General features: G+C 46.7%; 20 protein-coding genes. 13 read left to right on the top strand and 7 right to left on the bottom strand.

The features are described from left to right. Nucleotides 1-48 precede the first annotated feature (48 nt). The 3 genes from PPA03S_RS21335 to PPA03S_RS21325 all read right to left on the bottom strand — a co-directional run bounded on the left by PPA03S_RS21335 (nucleotide 49) and on the right by PPA03S_RS21325 (nucleotide 2,516). The gene (locus PPA03S_RS21335) at nucleotides 49-927 is read right to left on the bottom strand and encodes a carbohydrate ABC transporter permease (RefSeq protein ID WP_062325987.1); all 879 of its coding nucleotides are present in this window, start codon (nucleotides 925-927) and stop codon (nucleotides 49-51) included. Nucleotides 928-1,060: 133 nt separating this feature from the next. Beyond that, a complete protein-coding gene (locus PPA03S_RS21330; protein WP_062326031.1) occupies nucleotides 1,061-1,918 on the bottom strand; it encodes an ABC transporter permease in 858 nt (285 codons plus the stop codon). Between the two features lie 328 nt (nucleotides 1,919-2,246). Further along, nucleotides 2,247-2,516 carry a hypothetical protein gene (locus PPA03S_RS21325; protein ID WP_157284300.1) on the bottom strand — a complete coding sequence of 90 codons (270 nt, stop codon included), beginning with the start codon at nucleotides 2,514-2,516 and terminating at the stop codon, nucleotides 2,247-2,249. Nucleotides 2,517-2,675: 159 nt separating this feature from the next. Between PPA03S_RS21325 and PPA03S_RS21320 the strand changes: the two genes are divergently transcribed. The 9 genes from PPA03S_RS21320 (at nucleotide 2,676) to PPA03S_RS21280 (ending at nucleotide 13,900) form a co-directional block, all read left to right on the top strand. Next, a complete protein-coding gene (locus PPA03S_RS21320; protein WP_062325985.1) occupies nucleotides 2,676-4,436 on the top strand; it encodes a sensor histidine kinase in 1,761 nt (586 codons plus the stop codon). Further along, a complete protein-coding gene (locus tag PPA03S_RS21315; protein WP_068964185.1) occupies nucleotides 4,411-6,003 on the top strand; it encodes a response regulator transcription factor in 1,593 nt (530 codons plus the stop codon). The genes PPA03S_RS21320 and PPA03S_RS21315 overlap by 26 nt, the downstream gene beginning before the upstream one ends. 99 nt (nucleotides 6,004-6,102) lie before the next feature. Then, the gene (locus PPA03S_RS21310; protein WP_062325984.1) at nucleotides 6,103-7,755 is read left to right on the top strand and encodes an extracellular solute-binding protein; all 1,653 of its coding nucleotides are present in this window, start codon (nucleotides 6,103-6,105) and stop codon (nucleotides 7,753-7,755) included. Nucleotides 7,756-8,103: 348 nt separating this feature from the next. After that, a complete protein-coding gene (locus PPA03S_RS21305) occupies nucleotides 8,104-9,804 on the top strand; it encodes a DUF6138 family protein (RefSeq protein ID WP_062325983.1) in 1,701 nt (566 codons plus the stop codon). Nucleotides 9,805-9,851: 47 nt separating this feature from the next. Beyond that, nucleotides 9,852-10,868 carry a hypothetical protein gene (locus PPA03S_RS21300; RefSeq protein ID WP_062325982.1) on the top strand — a complete coding sequence of 339 codons (1,017 nt, stop codon included), beginning with the start codon at nucleotides 9,852-9,854 and terminating at the stop codon, nucleotides 10,866-10,868. A 198-nt stretch (nucleotides 10,869-11,066) separates the two neighbouring features. Continuing rightward, on the top strand, nucleotides 11,067-11,873 hold the full coding sequence (locus PPA03S_RS21295) for a hypothetical protein (RefSeq protein WP_062325981.1): 807 nt from the start codon (nucleotides 11,067-11,069) through the stop codon (nucleotides 11,871-11,873). Between the two features lie 41 nt (nucleotides 11,874-11,914). After that, nucleotides 11,915-12,877: a hypothetical protein gene (locus PPA03S_RS34035; protein WP_245683696.1), complete on the top strand. Its 963-nt coding sequence runs from the start codon at nucleotides 11,915-11,917 to the stop codon at nucleotides 12,875-12,877. Nucleotides 12,878-12,928: 51 nt separating this feature from the next. Beyond that, the gene (locus PPA03S_RS21285; RefSeq protein ID WP_062326028.1) at nucleotides 12,929-13,612 is read left to right on the top strand and encodes a hypothetical protein; all 684 of its coding nucleotides are present in this window, start codon (nucleotides 12,929-12,931) and stop codon (nucleotides 13,610-13,612) included. A gap of 18 nt (nucleotides 13,613-13,630) precedes the next feature. Then, the gene (locus PPA03S_RS21280) at nucleotides 13,631-13,900 is read left to right on the top strand and encodes a DUF4176 domain-containing protein (protein ID WP_062325980.1); all 270 of its coding nucleotides are present in this window, start codon (nucleotides 13,631-13,633) and stop codon (nucleotides 13,898-13,900) included. A gap of 93 nt (nucleotides 13,901-13,993) precedes the next feature. Here the strand turns inward: PPA03S_RS21280 and PPA03S_RS21275 are convergent, their stop codons facing one another. Together PPA03S_RS21275 and PPA03S_RS21270 are read right to left on the bottom strand one after the other, a co-directional pair. After that, complete coding sequence (locus PPA03S_RS21275) at nucleotides 13,994-14,269, bottom strand: WXG100 family type VII secretion target (RefSeq protein ID WP_062325979.1); 276 nt, start codon at nucleotides 14,267-14,269, stop codon at nucleotides 13,994-13,996. Nucleotides 14,270-14,501: 232 nt separating this feature from the next. Then, a complete protein-coding gene (locus PPA03S_RS21270) occupies nucleotides 14,502-15,605 on the bottom strand; it encodes a stalk domain-containing protein (RefSeq protein ID WP_062325978.1) in 1,104 nt (367 codons plus the stop codon). 331 nt (nucleotides 15,606-15,936) lie between these two features. Between PPA03S_RS21270 and PPA03S_RS21265 the strand changes: the two genes are divergently transcribed. Further along, entirely contained in the window at nucleotides 15,937-16,188 is a 252-nt protein-coding gene (locus PPA03S_RS21265) for a hypothetical protein (protein ID WP_062325977.1), read from the top strand. Nucleotides 16,189-16,200: 12 nt separating this feature from the next. Here PPA03S_RS21265 and PPA03S_RS21260 read toward each other — a convergent pair whose 3' ends face one another. Continuing rightward, a complete protein-coding gene (locus PPA03S_RS21260; RefSeq protein ID WP_245683695.1) occupies nucleotides 16,201-16,446 on the bottom strand; it encodes a hypothetical protein in 246 nt (81 codons plus the stop codon). A 60-nt stretch (nucleotides 16,447-16,506) separates the two neighbouring features. Here PPA03S_RS21260 and PPA03S_RS32465 point away from each other — a divergent pair, with 60 nt between their 5' ends. Next, nucleotides 16,507-16,665, top strand: a complete 159-nt coding sequence (locus PPA03S_RS32465) for a stalk domain-containing protein (protein WP_245683694.1) — start codon at nucleotides 16,507-16,509, stop codon at nucleotides 16,663-16,665. A gap of 76 nt (nucleotides 16,666-16,741) precedes the next feature. Here the strand turns inward: PPA03S_RS32465 and PPA03S_RS21255 are convergent, their stop codons facing one another. Next, complete coding sequence (locus tag PPA03S_RS21255) at nucleotides 16,742-17,356, bottom strand: nitroreductase family protein (protein WP_245683693.1); 615 nt, start codon at nucleotides 17,354-17,356, stop codon at nucleotides 16,742-16,744. Nucleotides 17,357-17,499: 143 nt separating this feature from the next. Between PPA03S_RS21255 and PPA03S_RS21250 the strand changes: the two genes are divergently transcribed. Next, nucleotides 17,500-17,850: a winged helix-turn-helix transcriptional regulator gene (locus tag PPA03S_RS21250; protein ID WP_062325975.1), complete on the top strand. Its 351-nt coding sequence runs from the start codon at nucleotides 17,500-17,502 to the stop codon at nucleotides 17,848-17,850. Nucleotides 17,851-17,976: 126 nt separating this feature from the next. Further along, nucleotides 17,977-18,429, top strand: a complete 453-nt coding sequence (locus PPA03S_RS21245) for a disulfide oxidoreductase (RefSeq protein WP_062325974.1) — start codon at nucleotides 17,977-17,979, stop codon at nucleotides 18,427-18,429. Nucleotides 18,430-18,437 lie beyond the last annotated feature (8 nt).

Below are 18,437 nucleotides of genomic sequence, written 5' to 3'. Positions count from 1 at the left end.
TTATGAACCTCGGGATGAAATGATGCGAATGCATTCAGTATACGGGCTCTATTCTTTTACAGCCCCAAGCACAATACCTTTTACAAAGAATCGCTGCAAGAACGGATACACGAGCAGGATGGGCAGTGCTCCGATAAATATCTGGGCTGCGTTGACCGTACGCTGCGACATGTTCTGGAGCTGTGTAGCATCCACGTTCATGTTGGAGAAATCCTGCTGCACGATAATCGTTTGCATCAACGTAGCGAGCGGGTATTTGGCTGCGTCATTCATATAGATCAGTCCGTCGAACCAGGAATTCCACTGCCCCACCATCGTGAAAAGGGAGATCGTGGCAATGGCCGGCATGGATACGGGCAGATAGATGCGGAACAAAGTGGTGATATGGTTGGCACCGTCGATGAATGCCGCTTCTTCGAGCTCTTTGGGCACGTTACGGAAGAAGTTCATCATGAGAATCAGGTTCCAGACTGCCACAGCCCCAGGTAAAATCAGGGCCCACAGTGTATTGATCAGTCCCAGCTTTTGAATCAGGATATAGGAAGGGATCAGCCCCCCGCTAAACAGCATCGTGAAGATGAAAAACCACGCATACAGCGAACGTCCTTTGAAATTCAAACTTTCCTTGGATAAAGGATAGGCCGTCAGGATGACCAGCACCATACTGAGCAGCGTGCCAAACACGGTACGTTCTACCGAGATCCATAGTGCACTTAGGAAATTGCTGTTACCAAAGGTTTTGGTATAGGCATCCACAGTAAAGTCAATCGGCCAGAGTGTGACCAGATTGGCGGAAGCTGCCGCCTTACCGCTGAAGGAAACCGCCAAAATATGAATAAGCGGCAGCACACACAGCAGCGAGACGGCCGCGATGAAGAACAAGTTGAAGCCGTTAAATATACGGTATCCGGTCGTTTTGTGATACACCTTAATTCCTCCTTAAGCATTTTGCATAATTCGATTTGAACCGCTCACGTGTACAAGATATAGACGAACTGAACCATTTCGATCTATATCTTGCTGATTGAAAGTCGCTGTCTGGATGTATACAAAATGCCCCTTAGAAAATGCGGTAATTCGCGATTTTGTAAGCCATCCGGTAGGCGGTAATGACGAGGAACATGGCGACAAAGGATTTAAATAAACCAACCGCAGTCGCAAAGCTCATTTTGCCATTCAAGATACCCATTCGGTAAACAAATGTGTCAATAATATCGCCTTTATCATATACAAGTGGATTGTACAGGTTGAAAATCTGGTCAAATCCGGCATTAAGAATATTCCCCAGTGATAGCGTACCCACCACAATAATCATCGGCACGAGTGCAGGCAGTGTAATGTGCAGGGTCTGTTTAAGCCGTGTTGCCCCATCGACCTCGGAAGCTTCGTACAGAGCAGGGTTAATGCCTGCGAGGGCTGCAAGGAAGACAATGGTACCGAATCCAAATTCCTTCCATACATCACTGATGACTACGGTTACACGGAACCAGTCGCCATCTCCCAAAAAGAAGATTGGTTCAATGCCAACAGCCGCCAGCACCTGGTTCACCAATCCACCCTCGGGGGAAAGCATGTCCAGCAGGATGCCGCCAAGTACAACCCAAGACAGGAAGTGGGGCAGGTATACCAGCGTCTGTGAGAACCTTTTGAACGTGGAATTTCGTACTTCATTCAGCAAAATGGCAAACACAACCGGGGCCACGAGTCCGGCCACAATCTTCATGGCAGCGATCAGCACCGTGTTCCAGATAACCTGGACACTATCCGGATATTCGAACATGAATCGGAAGTTATCCCATCCGACCCATTTGGAGCCGGTGAAGCCCAGCCACGGTTTGAAATCCTGAAAAGCAATAATAATGCCGCCCATAGGCACATAGGCAAACAGCAATGTGAGCAGTACCGAAGGCAGCAGCATCAGATGCAGCGGCCATGTGCGTTTGAAATTCCAGCGGGTACGTTTGCGTGGATGGTGTGTTGCCTGCCGCACCGGCGTATTGGTCGTCGTTAGTGGTTGTTCCATAGCCATCAGGTCCCTCCTTTATATCGTCCAGCCTCTGCATAATGAGGCCAGTCAGCCTCTGCAAATAGTGGAGCAACTGAATTATAGCAACGGAAACGGGCCGGCTATAGAACAACATTTCAAGGCGGATGTTGAAATATTAACTTGTTGATGAAACGTCAAACAGGAGCACCTGACCCGAAAGTCCAATGCTCCTGTTTCACGATTCTGCTGGAATATTTAATTATTTGATAATCGAGCCATTATACTGCGTATCAACCGAACGAATCGCGGCCTGCACATCTTCAATGACACCTTCCCGCAGTGGAAACTCATCCACTAGAACAAACTGAATGGCAGACACACTGCCTGGTGTTAACGGCAAATTTTGAAGCTGCAGTTCAAACAGAAAGGATTCATCATAACCCATTCCATCCCGGTCATAGTAACAATACAGACTGGAGATGTCTTCATCCACAATCTGTAAAACCCCGTGTTCTGTCCATTGCATCATACAACCCCCTCACGAAATGTTAATGCACTCCCAGTATAAAAGGATTACGAGTCACAGGAAAGCAGCATCACATAAAATCAGTATGGATATGTAAGGGGTTTCAAGATAGAATAGGACTTCGATGTGTATCTTTACTTTAATCCGGGACAGGGTGAAGCAATGAAATTTACAGTATTCTCAAAAACAGTTATGCTGCTGGTCTGTTTGCTGGTACCGATTCTGCTGCTCTATACCTACGCGAATCAAGCGAATGTGGACATGATCGTGGAGGAGAAACAACAGTCCAGCTTGAATCAGTTCAACTATTTTAGTTCTCAGGTGGATAAAAATATTGAGCAGCTCTCGCTCTACGGGCTGACTTTACTACGCGATCCAAGCATTTTGCATTATCGTTACATGACGGAATCAACCAGCCAGTATGAGAAAAACAGCATCTATCTCGATATTCTCGACAAATTGTCGCTGTACCAGTCCACCAGCCGTTGGAAGAACGATATTACCATCGTGCTGCCTCAAGCAGAGTTGGTATTATCCACCAAGGCGAGTCGAACCGTCTACAATGAGAACATGTTGGAGTTTCCTCAGCCTGGACAGTGGCAATTGGATCAGGCGGAGTTCACTTATTTCTTCACGGATAATTATGAATGGAATGCTAAGCCGGTGAATGCGGGTGTTCGAACCGTAATGGAGATTAATTTTGACCCGATGAATATTGTAGCGATGCTGGACGACTTCAAGGAGGCGCAAGGGGGAGATCCCTTTCTATATGTGCCGGGTAATGAACCGTTATTAAACCGCAGTGCGGATCCTGAACTGATGCAGGCGATTATGGAGGACATGCCTTTAAACGGATTGGGCAGTGAGGGTAACCATCAGCTGGAGGTGGGGGGCAAGCAGTATTTGGTCAGTTATGTGCTCTCCAAACAGCTGAATGGAATCTATGTGAATCCGGTCGTGCTGGATGATCTGCTCACGCCGATGGACAAGAGCCGGAATATGTTTATTACTTCCATTTTGCTCTTGCTTGTACTCAGTATTGGCGCTGCTCTGCTGTTATACCGAAAGGTACAGGTGCCGATACAACGTTTGATGCGAGGGCTGCAGCAGATTCGCAAAGGACAGCTGTCTACAAGAATTCCGGTCGATCACTCCCGGGACGAATTCGCGTATCTGACCCAGAGCTTCAATCACATGGCCGAGCAGATTCAGGAATTGATTGAAAAAGTGTATGAAGAACGCATTCGTTCGCGGGAAGCGACGTTGAAACATTTGCAATCGCAGATCAATCCTCATTTCCTGTACAACTGCCTGTTTTATATTAAAAATATGACGCAGCTCGGCAACCGCGAAGCGGTTATTGCCATGTCGCTCAGTCTGGGAGATTACTATCGCTACATCACACGTGATGAGAACGATATGACGACCGTGGAAGAGGAAATTCGGCTGCTGGACAATTATTTGTCCATCCAACAGATGCGCACCAACCGTTTGTCGTATGAGATCGCCGTACCTCAAGAACTGATGCAGCAGCACATTCCAAGGCTGCTGATCCAGCCTATCGTGGAAAATGCAGTCATTCACGGCATTGAACCGATGGAGGGCAGCGGTCACATTATCGTTACAGGCATGGCAGCGCGAGAGCATATCGATGGAAGGGAATACACACGATACAGTCTGTTTGTCGATAACGACGGTGTTACTTTGACGCCGGAGGAGATTGCTAGTCTTGAGCGGGAAATCAATGAACCGATGGGGGAAGAGATTGGTACGGGTACCTGGAATGTACACCAGCGGCTCGTTACGCGATATGGTCATACTTCCGGGCTGCATTTTGGAGCGATCCCTTACGGGGGGCTCAGTGTGGAAATACGATGGTTTGAGGAGGAATATCCTAATGATGAATCTAATGGTCGTGGATGATGAACATTCAGCGGTAGAATCGATTGCAGCCTCTATACCGTGGAGGGAACATGGGATTGGACACGTATATAAGGCGTACTCGGTGAAAGAGGCATTGCAGCAAATGGCTGCACATCCGGTCCATATCATTATCACTGATATCCGCATGCCGGGCTTGTCCGGTCTGGATCTGGTGAGTCATATTCGGCAGAAGTGGGACCGGACCAAATGTATCATTTTATCCGGACATGCTTCCTTTGATTATGCGAAGCAGGCACTCCGTCATGGAACAGTGAGTTATCTGCTGAAGCCCGTGCGGGATGAGGAGCTGATTGAAGCTGTGCAGCAGGCCTCCGTCCAGATTCGGCTGGAGGGAGAGAAACAATTGATGCATCAGCGCGCCATGTATTCGGTGAGGGAGCATTTACCGGAGAAGCGGAAGGGATTAATGAAGGATGTACTGCTTGGGCATAAATTTGCGGAGAGTGAGCTTGTGGAGAAGCTGGAGCAGTTGGAGATTGGCTTTCGTCCTCAGGATAAAATGCAGTTGCTGCTCATCCGCTATGATGACCCGCAGCCAACGCACAAGGCATTCCAGTTAATGAAATACGCCATCTCCAACGTGGTGGAAGAGATCTTTGGCAGCAGCTATCATCTCTGCCATACGGACGATGCGTATGACGATCTCGTCTTCATGGCCAGTCCCAAACAGGCACAGTCTGAACCGGAATTATTGATGGGGCGGCTCGGAGAACGGCTGCTTCACAGTGTGAAGCAGTATTTAAACGCGACCATTTCGCTGTCAGTCAGCCGGATAGGCCGTTTCCCGGAGCAGGTTCCGCAGTTGTACCATCAGGCCGTAAGTGCCTTGCGCAAGCAGGCGGAGGCGGGCAAAGGACTGCATCTCAATGCGGCTGCCGGCTCCCATGGAGCAACTTTGAAATCACTTGCGGCGCTGTATGAGCCGCCCGGATTGACCGCACTGCTGGAAGCAGGACGGATGGACGATGCCAATCGCAAGATTGATTCGATTTTTGCCGAGCTTTCCGATAGTGTGTTCCCGGAACATGTCTATGTTGCTTTTCACTATCTCGCCGCTGCGTTCTCATACATGGCTCATCGGGAGGGCAGGCAGCTGTCCGATGTGCTTGGTGAGCAGTATCAGCAGCTGCTGAAAGACGGCTACGGCGTGTCACTTCGGAGTCTGGAAGCATGGACCCGGAGTGTGATGGAACAATGGGTTCAAAGCACAGCCAACACGGGACAGGAAAGCGGATCGAGCATGATCAGGCAGGTTCAGCAATGGATTGACCACCATCTGGGCGAGGATCTTTCCTTGCAGATCATTGCCGGGGAGGTGCATCTGCATCCGGTGTACTTGTCCAAAATGTATAAACAATCGACAGGTGAAGGCATCAGTGACTACATTATTCGTTCCCGAATGGAACGTGCTGTTCACTTGCTGAAGCACACGGCCATGAAGATTTATGAAGTCGGTCAGGAAGTGGGATATAACAATACCCCTTATTTCATTCAGGTATTCCGCAAACATTATGGACTGACCCCGCAGGATTTTCGGAGCGGTTAACAAATCAATATGAACATTGAAATTGTGATATATGTTTGCTTCCCCGGCTGCACTATCCTTTTCATGTAAGGGTATTCAAAGTGATTGAGGAGGGGTTTCATGTATAGAAAAATGATGACTGCATTGCTTGCACTAACGATGGTTGCCGTAACGGCATGCAGCTCGGGGGCAAAGGAAGAACCGTCCAAGGAAGCAGCTGCGCCACTTACGCTGCAAGACGGTAAGTACGAACCTGCGGTTCAGATGAGCTATCTGCGAGCCTGGAATGATGATACAAAGTTCAAGAACGGAGAGACGGCACAGAACAACGTGCATACCAAATGGGCCAAAGAACGTTTGGGCATCGACCTGACAACGCCTTGGGCTGTGTCCGTGACCAATGATGCCTTTTACACGAAGCTTCGCCTCTCCCTGTCGGCTAACGAAGAGCTGCCGGATATCGTCTCCATCCGTGGTGACTATAATCTGGTGCGTGAGCTGATTGAGTCGGGTAAATTCGCTGATGCGGGTGAACTATTCGACAAATATGCATCCGACACATGGAAAGGGGCTGCAGAATCCGCATCCGAAGAGTGGTACCCGTACTTGTATGAAGGCAAGCGGTATGGTATCCCGATCTTCGACTATGCTTATAACGGCGACCCGGTGATGTTCATCCGTGAAGACTGGCTGAAGAAGCTGGGACTCGAAGAACCCAAAACGATCGATGAGCTGGTGACGGTGATGGATGCATTTACGAACAAGGACCCGGATGGTAACGGTAAAAAGGATACGTACGGTCTGACGGTCGGCATGAAAAATGCCCTCAATACCTGGATGACCGAATCCGGCTGGATCTTCGGGATGTATAACACGATGCCGGGACAGTGGAATCTGAATGCAGAAGGAACACTGGAATACGGCTCGGTTCAACCGGGTGTGAAAGAAGGACTTGCAACGATGAAAGACTGGTTATCCAAAGGCTACCTGCCGAAGGAAGCCGGCGTATATGACGAGATCAAGGCAGCTGAACTGTTTACAGCAGGCAAAGCGGGAATCATTGTGGGACCACACTGGATGCCGAACTGGCCAATTGATGATGTGAAGAAAAATGTGGACGGCGCTACCTACAAAGCCATTGCCCTGCCAACCGGGCCGACTGGCGAGAGCCATCACCACGGTTCAGGTGCCAGCAACGGGGTCGTGTTGATCAACAAGGATATGGCGAACCCGGAAATCTTCTTCACCTACCAAAATTACTTGTTCGATAACTTTGCCAATCCGGAAGTGGGCGGAGAGTTTGAGCATGGCTTTGCCCAAGGATATGACTTTGATATTGTAGACGGTAAAGTACTTGGTGAAGCTGAAGTGAAAGATGGGGTATCCCCGTTGAAGTATACACTCACTTATGATGGTGCCCGTATTCCGAACCTGATGATGGATACACTGGCTGAGCTTGCTTCGGGCAAGGAGCCTGAAACCCCATTTGAGAAAAATACAAGTATTGCAAACAAACCGGAAGTGTTCGCTGCGGCACAAGTGGTAGTAGCTCATAAGGATGATGCAATCAAGGATAAATTCACGGGTGCACCTACGGACACCATGAAGATGAAGAAAGACGCACTTGACAAGCTGGAGAAAGATACGTTCAGCAAAATCATATATGGTCAGGTGGACCTCAATGAATTCGACGCATTCGTAACGAAGTGGAAGTCCATGGGCGGCGACCAAATCACAACGGAAGTCAACGAGTGGTTCAAAACCGTCAATTAAACCTGTGAATGATTCAGCAGATGAATCATACTAAAGTCATAAAAAGGGAAGCAGTGTTTCGTGAATACACCGGATTTAGGCGGGAAATCACCTGAGTCCGGTGTTTTTGTTATGGCGTGCGGGCTGCATAGACATGTTTAGAAGGGAGTATTCATTGTTCTCTCGACATATAACCGTGCGTAAGACTTATTGTTTCGCGGGTGCCTGAGAGAGTAAAATAACAGGTAATATACGAACGTAGATACGTATTTTTAGCATCAACAATGATTTGAGGAATGATCTGATTAGAGCAGGCGTTTGGGGAGAAGTCACTAATGGATATTAGATAAATGGGAAGGCGGTCGAAGCATGAGCACACTCTATGATCAGGCAGTGGAAGAGATGATTGCGGCAATTCATGAATGGTTTGATGAACAGTTAAAGCGAAAGGACCTGGAAAAGGCAGTGAAGCGAACAACGCTGCAAATGGGGATCTTTAATGATATATTGCTGGATTACAGACCCGGACGGACCACGGTAGACAGTGTGGATCTTGGATTGGATGATGGGTTGAAATCAAAGAATGCCGGCCCTTTTACCGAGGAACAGGTGCGGAATGAGATTCAGCCCAAGCTTGCAGCCGTTGTTCAGGGAAGATTGGACGAGCTGGCGAACACACCGTTGATTGACTATCGTTTCACCTTCCGCGGGAAATTCCCAACGACAGAAGGAAAGCTGCAAGTGACCATGCTCGAATATGTCAACGAAGAGAAAAGACAGCAGCTGCTTGAGCGCATTCATACATATGTAGATCAGAAGCTGATACATGGTTCATATCCAACCAAGCCGCTGGAATCCTTTTTTTTGACGCGCCACCTGCTTGATCCGAAATTATTCCCTGAACTGGACGCAGCGTGGACTATAGCGCAATATGACCGCATTCAGGACTTAAACAAAGGGCGCCAGGAAGCCCTGGCGGAGCATCGTGGTGATATTATCCGTGCGATAACATCATGGGCGGAGAATCAATTTTTGCCACATTACTATGATGTAGAGCCTTCGGCGTACAGCGACAATAAATATACACTTAAGCCAGGTGCTTCTTTGGAGGAGCAGCCTCAGAGTGAGTATGGAGAGCATGTGGCACAGCCCATCGATCTGCTGCTATATGCGGCCGTAATGATTCTTCGTTATGAGCCTAGTTACAGTAAACCGAAGGGGCTTGCCTTTCTGGAACTGGCGAAACAGCTTGGCAGTAATCGTGCAGCACGCATGATCAAGGAAGGCAGTGGAACCTATGCCAAGGAAGATATTCATATGAAAACGGAACAGGTGGAATGCAAGGCCAACGATGTTTTTTCCATCATGACTATCATCATTCGCAAGGAAGAAGCAGCTGCCTACGAACAGGCCCTCTCCTTTATCATCCGTTTGCTGAAGCAGGGCTTCCCGAAAAGTTACAAGATCAAGCTCAAATCCAGCGTGAAGCAGTATCTGCCTATTAAAGGGCTCGCGAAGTCGGATACCCACCGATTCTTCGCGAATGCACTGGGGTATGGGGAGCTGCATCCGCTGCTTGAAAATTATGCACGTGAGGCTATCGAAGAGTTCGAATTTTATGCAGATACAGAGGGTGAAAAGAACGGTATGCCAGGCAGTTATGCAACCTTTGGACTTGGACTGGCAGATGAGCGGTATTTCCCGTTGGTTGAATATTACATGGGTGAAGTGGATGATGAGCACCAGTTGGTACAGGATAAATTCACCGCTGCCTTTGCTGAGACACACGGCGTAACGGCCAGCTCTGTACCAGCTTTAGTTGCCTGTTTGCGTCGTTCTACGGATTACCTGAAGCTGAAGATTCAGCCGGAGCTGGAGAATGAGGAGAAGCTTGAACTTCTGGTCCAATCGTTGCAAGGACTGGCAACCTATGAAGTGGAGCGTGTGCTGTATCCGATCTGGGGCAAGGCAGAGAAGCTTGCAGCGCTGGCACGCAAGGCTGATGGCAGACGAAAAGAATTGCTATCGGAGCTGTTAAAGACCGCAGGGAAAGAAGGATATACCCGTTAGGACTTCAAGGGCAGTTTATGAGGCAAAAGTGAAAGGGGGGAAAGTGCGTGGAATCATTGAATCGGGATGCATGGGAGAGGCTGTCCGCTCCGGAAAAGGAGGAGCGGCTGAGTGGATTGGTCAGTCATTTCCCCACAGGTATGAAATATGAAGGATTGGAGACATTTGAACGATTCGGTCAGCAAATTGAGACAGGTGTATTTTCGTATGATGAGCAGAGATTTGTGTTTGTGCCTGGCGATCGGGTGACTCTCGGCTGGGATCGTTGGCAGAATGGGATGAATGAGGAGACTTCCGCAGATTTACTGGAGACGGTCAGTGAGTATGGTGTGGAAGATGTGGATTCTTTTTTAATTAGCCAGATGTCTCCGGTTAGGGAAGTACACATTGCACCCATGCTGGTGGAGTGCAGCAGCCATTCCCTTGGCTGGATTGAAGTGACGGAAGCAGAAGCGATGGCGCAGGAGAATGCCTATTTTGCAGAAGAGTTGGAGAAATTCAAGCTGTCCGATCTGAATCAGTATGAACTGCATCAAGAGTTCCGTTTGGTCCGACAAGGTGAGGCAGTACAGATATTTTGGTTCAATGAAGATTTGACGCTGGAGTATCTCGTCAAGGAAGAAGAAAAAGCGGGTTATGGTTTGCTTACTGAAGATGAATGGGAGTATCTGTATGGAGGGGGGTGCCGTACGTTATTTCCATGGGGAGACAGTTTTGACTACACGATGAAATTGAAGCATTTTGGCAGTCTCGAAGACCCGTCTTTATTGGAAAAGGATGACCGTCCATATGATCTGGAGCTGTCCAACTTTTTTGGTATCCAGTTTGCCGGAGATCCTTATACCTATGAGCTAACGCTTGATCCTTCTGATAATGGAACCATGATACTCAAAGGTGGTGACGGTGGCGCGATGATCTGTGGGGGTATGGGGCCATTAGTCGGTTTCCTGCCCGCTACAGCCGTATACTATCGTGACAGTAATGCAGGCGAACTGGACTGGGAGGATATGATCGATGATATGAACTATCGGAGAGTGATTCGTTTAACCGAATGGGCAAGGTGAATTTTATAGTGGACAACTTGGTAGGGGGACGGCGTCATTTGCTGTGCCTCTATGTATTTTTGGGTAAATATAATCAGGTTGATCACCCCAATATCAGGAGCGTGGGCGCATTGAGCGCAGTTGTATAACCTTTTACAATAAAATGATAGACTTTTCCATAACATGTTTAACCCTATACTAAGGAAAAGAGGGAATGACTTGCCTTCATATACATCGTTTGAATGTTCCGGCCGAGAGGCCCTGTTTCTGTTTCAATTGATGAATATTCCCGAAGCGGACCAGCTTATCAGGGATATGAATGATCCTTCATTGGAGGGTGAGCAGGCGGAGTACATGCATAAACAGGTTGTTAACCGTCTGGTTAACGATAGTGTCATCGAAGTAGAGGATGGACAAGTCACTATGGATCCGCAAGTACATAACCTGCTGATGGGGTGTAAGCTCAGTAGTGCAGTTACCCGACTGGATCTGCATATAGTGGATGGTGAATCGTCCGTGACTTATGGGTTTTTGTCAGGCATGCAAATTGTTGAATGGGTATGGATGCCTGCACGAGATCAGGCGTTACTGTCTTCTTTCGAAGAATTGCAGGATCTGTTCCAACTCATGGGAAACCGGATCGAGCTGCCCGATACGGAAGAGGAAATGTTGCGCACACCCATTCAGGCAGAAACGTTGCAGCAACTATCCGCGTTACCGATCGGATCAGACGTCAAGACCATTCAATCGATTTTACAGCAGGACCAACATCTCAATGAATCATTGATCAACGAGTTATCCCATGCTTTCGCGACGATCCAGAGACGGGGGCAATTTGACGTGTATACTCGTGGCACGGAGGGTAAGTCGCAAACCATTTATTTTTTGGGCAGTACCGATGGAAATTGGTTATTTATGGAAGGTGGAGGAACGGATCTGACCGCATTCAAGGTGACCGAAGAAGAGCTGGTGCAGAGTCTGTTTTTGCTAACAACACGTTCATTGTCTATGCTGCCTGCGTTCTAAACACATGGAATCATCTACGTAAGTCGAAGGAGGAAGTCCAGTTGACCAAAATTATCATGAAATCGGAGTACCTGAACTCTCTCGCACAGCAGATTGAACAGGTTACCGCACAGCTGCAGCAGGTAGACGGCGCTCTCCAACGTTCTATTCAGGGTGCAGCTTGGCAATCCGGGAATCGTCAAACCATCATTGGGTTATACCAGACACACCAGCAGCGGTTTCAGAACGCTGGAGAGAATATGCAGCAACTGGCGGCATTTGTGAAAACCACCCGTGAGCGAATGGAACAGGAGGATCAGTCAGGTGGTACATTTGGGTTGACCGGAATTAATCCACTCGCTCCATTCGATGGACCAGGAAGCACGGTAGGAACACTGACAGGAGCCGCAGCTGTTGCCAGGTTGGGATATCGTGTAAAAAACGGATTTATGGTCAAACCTCAGCTGGACCGGAATACACCACGTATTTTGGTTCGTGAAAGTTACGATTCGGTCAAAGATAACAAGATTGTGAACGGAAGACCAAGAGACTACAAAATTCATTATGTCCGTGACATTGAAGCCAAACTTTCCAATGGAACCGCTACCCCGCAGATCAAGGAAATAGCCTCTATGGTCAAGCCGGGTTATGCGGCCAAATCTGCATTAACGGACAAGCTGGGATGGGCAAGTGTTGGCATTGATGTTTTCACAGATACTCAGGAGAACATTAGCCAGAATGCATCTAGTGACAAAATCGCTGGCGATATCATCGGTAACGTTGTTGTCGGCGGGGCAACAACCGTTGGCGCAACACTCCTGACAGCGGCTATTCTGCCTGCAGCAGCACCTGTGTTGGCAGTAGGCGCAGTTGGTTTGGGCGTATCCGTAGGCCTGACTTATCTTGCGGAAGGAGTAACGATGAATATGGATCTGGATGGTGATGGGAAGGATGATTCTGTGAAGGATGTCGTTAAGCATGGTGCAAAGAAAGCCTGGTCTACAGTAGCGGGGTGGTTTAAATAAATGGCAAGCAAAAAACGTAAAAACTCAACGACCGGTCCCACGGTTTCTGCAATGGTTGAAGGAACCCCCTATCACCGGGAGGCGTTCGAAAACTATCTGGCAGTATATGCGGTAGATGGCATTCGGTTCAGTGCGGGTACGCTGGTACTTTTCTTTCTTAACATATTTCTGTTGATTCCCGTGTTCAGTGTTCCGTTCCAACCCGTATACGCCTATATTCTGCTGCCGCTGCTGTTGGTGATGAATGTGTGGGCCATCGCCCTGATCGTGACACCACGAAGGCTGCAGGTGAATTATGTCCTGTTTCGGGGTGTGTTTGGGATCGTCTGTTCTTTGGGTTTTATGGTCATTGTGCAAAAGTTCGCATATGGCATGTTGGGCCTCACAACGCCGTGGTACGCCATTGGATCGTTTGTCATATATGGATTTGCCTTATATCAGTATGCGAAGTTTCATTTGCGTAAACTGCAGCAGTCCCCTCACCGAAAAAAAGGGGACACGGGCGCCAGAATGCCTGTCGCTCTGTTAACGATGTTAACGGGAGCTGGGTATCTTCTGGCCAACATTTCACTGGCCTTTGTTACGCAGCAGACGGTAGCTGTTGTGCTCATGTGTGTGTACATTATGCTGGCTTTTGTCGTATTTCACTTTATTATGGATGTGCACCGATATTACTGGCTTCGCCAGGTGTTGGACAAGTCTGATGAAGTTCATGCCAATACAAACATAAAATAATAAAGGAGGAGGATCACTATGGAAAAAGAAATATCCACTTTACTACCCAATGGCTCCGTCATCCTTTTAAAAGAAGGCACCAAAAAGCTGGTCATTTATGGACGCAAGCAAATGTTGATGACGGAACCACCACGTCAGTTCGATTATATTGGCTGTTTGTACCCGGAGGGGTATATCAATGCGGATTATACGTATGTATTTAATCATGAAGATATCGAAGAGATCATTTTCAGGGGTTATGCAGATGAGGAAGAAGAGGCGTTTGCTGTAAGTTTGAGTGAATCATAGAAATTGCAAAAAGCCATGGCCTTGAAGGAATGATATATCATCTTCAGGTACATGGCTTTTTTTAATGCTATGTGATGTTGACATGCGTTTGCTTTATCGGGACTGATCCGCTTCACGAAAACGGGTCGCCGTCTGCTGAAGACTATTGCTTGTCTCCTGCAAACCCCGCAAATAATCGCTCACAGACGTCATGCTATCATTCATTCGTTGGAGAAACTCACGCTGACGCTCACCTTCCCACTGACCTTCAGATTGGTCAATCATCGTTTTGAGCCGCGTAAGGATATCATGCCCGTTCTGCGAGGCCTTGTTGAATTCACCTGCAAGCTGCTGCAGTTCCTCGGGGGATAGGTCGATCCGCTGGTCCATTATGTCCACTCCTTATTTTTTCTTCCGTTAAACGCAGTATACTTCATTATAACGTTATTCAAAATGAAATGAATCTGGACAAAAGCCTTGTTTTTAGAATCATAGAGATCATCTTGTATAGGACAAAACACACATCGAATCTGTCCCCGACACAGAAATAAACAGAATGATGTGTGTTTGTTATGTTGTATGACTTTGATTTCAGTGTAATTCTTTGATTTTAGCTTTGAAATTATTTCACTTTTTGCACAGATACAGCCATTTGCTCCAGCTGTGTGTGAGTCAATGCGTTATTTGCCGAGCTGAGTGTCACATAGCGATCGTCCAGTTTAAACGTCAGCATATCGGTTTGATCCGGTGTATACCACTTGGCAGTAACGCCATTGGGCAGTTTTACATTTTTGCCGTCATAGCTGAAGGAATAATCTTTAGGTGAAACAGTAACATTCATGTGATTAAAGACAAAGTTTACACCATCTCCACCAGCAGCCACACTTTTGAATGTATCCCCGGCAATCATATGTTGTGGTGCATAAGCCGTCTCGAATCCTTGGAATTTCGCAAATGCTTTGCGGATGGCAGCTGACTGTTCTTGGGTATATTTCACATCAGCGAAGCCGGTAACGCCCTGATCGTTGCCTTGAACCTTTTGCACAGATACAGCTACTTGCTGCAACTGGGCCTGAGACAGCTTATGGTCCGGTGAGCTTATTGTGACATAACGATCATCCAGTTTGAACGTGAGCATACCCGTTTGATCTGGTGTGTACCATTTGGCTGTGACACCATTGGACAGTTTGACGTCTTTACCATTGTAACCGTCCGAATAATCTCTTGGCGACACATCCACCTTCATATGATTGAACGTATAACTTACTCCATCGCCGCCAGCGCCTACGCTTTTGAACATATCGCCTGCAATCATTTGCTGAGGGGCGTAAGCCGTCTCGAAACCATCGAACTGTGCAAATGCCTTTTGAATGGCTTCTTTTTGCGCTGCGCTATAGGTTACATTGTTCAATGTGGAAGGTTTGCTTGTCGCTTCGCCGATAATGACCTGTCCTTTTTTACCGTCATACGATACAGGTACATGGAGCGCATCAGCAATGGCACGTACAGGCAGATAAGTTGAATTGTTGTAAGTGATCGGAGCCAATTTGTTGCCATTGCCATCCGTTGGGGTGTACGCGGCACCGTCTACATTGAAACTGATCCCATGGTTAAGATATGCCGAGATTTTCTCCAGTTGAGTACCCGCGAATACACCCGCTGCTCCTGTTAATGTCATGCCCAGTACCATCATCGTGGCTGCAGATTTCTTCAAGTTTTTCTTCATGTGTATAACTCTCCTTTAGTTTATATAAGTTGAATTGGGGGATTTACACCTTACCACTCCGAGTGCAGTACCAACTTCCGATCGCTCTTATCCCCAGATTTTCTTGAATCCTTTTATAAGGGGGAAATCCGGGGATAAAGGCGAACGCTGCGCTTCTTCAGATTGGTTCTGCCCTCTCCGTTATGGTGTAAAAGTCAGATTCAACTTATATATTTGTTATTTGTAATGGATAATTGCTGTCCTTATGGCTTTATATTAAACCTCGAACATATCCAGAATAATTCTGAATTATCTCCAACTTGTAAACATGTGTAAGGAGTTTGTTTGGAATTTGTTATTTACAGAAGAGAGCATTCACATTATTGATGTTGGAGAAGTAGGAGAGATTGCAGCTGACTTTGAGCAGGGACATATACAGGAAGGTAATTCTTTTAGTAGGAAAAGTCTTTATGAACAAATGCGTTTGTGGGTGATACGTGGACTCTTGGCCATCATAAGAGAGAGGGGAATGGTTCGCCAAACCATCCCATATGTACAACGAAACCTTGAATTACTCGAAAAGTTCAAACATGTACTTTGCTGAGAGTAAGGCTATTCAGTTGAATAAATACAGGACGAAACCTCCTATGCCCAGAACGATAGCACCAACGTATACATAGGTAAGTTTGCTCAGATTTTGCTTGGTCCTGCGATCATACTCAGGGTTGCTGGTCTGATTGGCTTTGGAATTCCCGATGATCATGGTAGCAATTCCGCCGAACAGGGCAATACCAACAATTAAAATATAGGGCAGCCATGTCATGCGATGACCTCCTTCATTGAAATCAATCGTTTTGTTCATTGTACTTCAAGTTCACCTTGGATGTAAGCTTTTATTGATAAATAAAGGGAAATAAAGTCTTTGAGAGCGAACCTGGATCACCTGTTATCCGGTGCAACGGCCTTTGTAAATAAAGATGGACGTACGCAAGTGCCACTGCGTTTCATCGCAGAGCTTCTTGGCTGGGATGTAAAATGGACTCAAAAAGATGGCTCCATCACACTGACTAAATCCATGTAATCGTAAGAGTCAAACAAGGGGGGGCAGGTATACGCAACCTAAAAAGCTGCCCATACGGCAGCTTTTTGGGTTGTTATCATAAGGAGGTGATTGTGTTGTGATACATAATTTTATTTACAGGGTGACGTACCGTTTGATGCCCATTTTTCGTACCTTTGCCGATGGCGATCAGCATGACATCCAAATATCTATCGGAAATATTCAGGCTGGCTTTTAATTGAGCGGAATCATAACCGGACATGGTAATGGTTTCGAAACCGGCTTCATTTGCGAGCAGAATAAATGACATCGATGCCAGACTTACATCTCGGGTTAACTCCAACTTTAGCTCTTCATCCGATTTATTTGCATAGTACTGGATGGCAGCATTCGCCAGATAATCTCTGAGCGATTCATCAAAAAAACCTGCCTGGAAGCCTTCTTCGTGGATTTGGATGATATTATTTTCTTCAAATGCCTGATAATCTCCCAACATAACCACCAAAGCTGAAGCATCTACGACCTGTTGTTGATTAAAAGCGATAGGCAGCAGTGCCCTTTGCAAGTCGGGTTCATTAATAATAAGGTATCGGGTGGCTTGAATATTGTTCCCATTCGGTGATTTGCTTGCAGATTCAATTAAGGAAGTTAGCACCTCTGGTCGTATTGTATAATTTGAATCAAAGTGCCGAACAGAACGTCTTTTTTCCAAAATGGTTTGTACACTCATTCGATCATCTCCATCGTTGTTATTTATGGCTCTTTTGAATTATAGTAGGCTATAACAAATGAGAAAATAACGCACAAAAAGGTGGTATAGCCACTTTAAAGTATCTATTGGGGAGTGACGGCACTTTGGTTAAATATAATACCGGAATAAATATTTTTATGGATATCGCAGGCGGAAAATGGAAGTGTCTTATCCTTTTCTTTCTGAGTCAACAATCGGTAAGAACCAAGGAATTCTACGAATTGATACCTGGAATTACACAAAAGGTGCTAACCGATCAATTGAAACAGTTGGAAGGCGATGGACTTGTCCGTAGGGAAATATTCAAAGAGGTGCCGCCAAAAGTGGAATATAGTTTGACTGATCTCGGACGGTCATTCGTTCCAGTATTAAACACAATGTGTGATTGGGGAAATACGTATGCAAGGGACAAAGGAATGAAACAAGATGAGCAAATCCAATGCGACCATAAATGAACCTAAAATATCAAATATTTGGTATAATCATCGTGTAACGCTTACATAACGGCTCGAATATCCCTTGGTATCATGAATGATGTATGATCATTTGGTATGAACAAAATGGCAGAGGAGGACAGATGAATGAGTACACCATCAGAACCAGAGCGTCCGGCGAGAAGTGTGGACACCCGGCTGTTTATCGCTTGGGCCGTATCGGTCATTGCGACTGGAGGCAGCCTTTATTTTAGTGAGATTAAGGGATATATTCCTTGTGATCTGTGCTGGTTTCAGCGTATTTTTATGTACCCTCTCACGATTTTACTGGGGATTGCCTATTTCAAGGATGATGTGGGCATTGCCAAATACGTTCTGCCGCTTAGCTTCATTGGAGGCGGGATCTCGTTGTACCATGTAACGATTCAGCGTATTTATTCAGCTACGGGTAATTCAGTGGCTTGTGGACAGATCCCGTGTTATACCGATTACTTGAACTGGTTTGGTTTTATTACCATTCCTTTGCTTGCACTGATCGCGTTTGTCATCATTATTGTTATGCTGTGGGGTATTGGCAAAACACCAAAATCTTCTTCATAAGAAAGGAC

The sequence above is a fragment of the Paenibacillus pabuli NBRC 13638 genome, from assembly GCF_001514495.1.
Lineage (GTDB): Bacteria > Bacillota > Bacilli > Paenibacillales > Paenibacillaceae > Paenibacillus > Paenibacillus pabuli.
This window is presented reverse-complemented; position numbering and strand designations above follow the sequence as displayed.

Bases quoted from the DNA above. Each gene is read 5' to 3' on its own strand.
- PPA03S_RS21330 (WP_062326031.1), bottom strand. From the start codon at position 1,918: ATGCTGCTGCCTTCGGTACTGCTCACATTGCTGTTTGCCTATGTGCCT.
- PPA03S_RS21325 (WP_157284300.1), bottom strand. From the start codon at position 2,516: ATGATGCAATGGACAGAACACGGGGTTTTACAGATTGTGGATGAAGAC.
- PPA03S_RS21320 (WP_062325985.1), top strand. From the start codon at position 2,676: ATGAAATTTACAGTATTCTCAAAAACAGTTATGCTGCTGGTCTGTTTG.
- PPA03S_RS21315 (WP_068964185.1), top strand. From the start codon at position 4,411: ATGATGAATCTAATGGTCGTGGATGATGAACATTCAGCGGTAGAATCG.
- PPA03S_RS21310 (WP_062325984.1), top strand. From the start codon at position 6,103: ATGTATAGAAAAATGATGACTGCATTGCTTGCACTAACGATGGTTGCC.
- PPA03S_RS21305 (WP_062325983.1), top strand. From the start codon at position 8,104: ATGAGCACACTCTATGATCAGGCAGTGGAAGAGATGATTGCGGCAATT.
- PPA03S_RS21285 (WP_062326028.1), top strand. From the start codon at position 12,929: ATGGTTGAAGGAACCCCCTATCACCGGGAGGCGTTCGAAAACTATCTG.
- PPA03S_RS21280 (WP_062325980.1), top strand. From the start codon at position 13,631: ATGGAAAAAGAAATATCCACTTTACTACCCAATGGCTCCGTCATCCTT.
- PPA03S_RS21275 (WP_062325979.1), bottom strand. From the start codon at position 14,269: ATGGACCAGCGGATCGACCTATCCCCCGAGGAACTGCAGCAGCTTGCA.
- PPA03S_RS21270 (WP_062325978.1), bottom strand. From the start codon at position 15,605: ATGAAGAAAAACTTGAAGAAATCTGCAGCCACGATGATGGTACTGGGC.
- PPA03S_RS21260 (WP_245683695.1), bottom strand. From the start codon at position 16,446: ATGAACAAAACGATTGATTTCAATGAAGGAGGTCATCGCATGACATGG.
- PPA03S_RS21245 (WP_062325974.1), top strand. From the start codon at position 17,977: ATGAGTACACCATCAGAACCAGAGCGTCCGGCGAGAAGTGTGGACACC.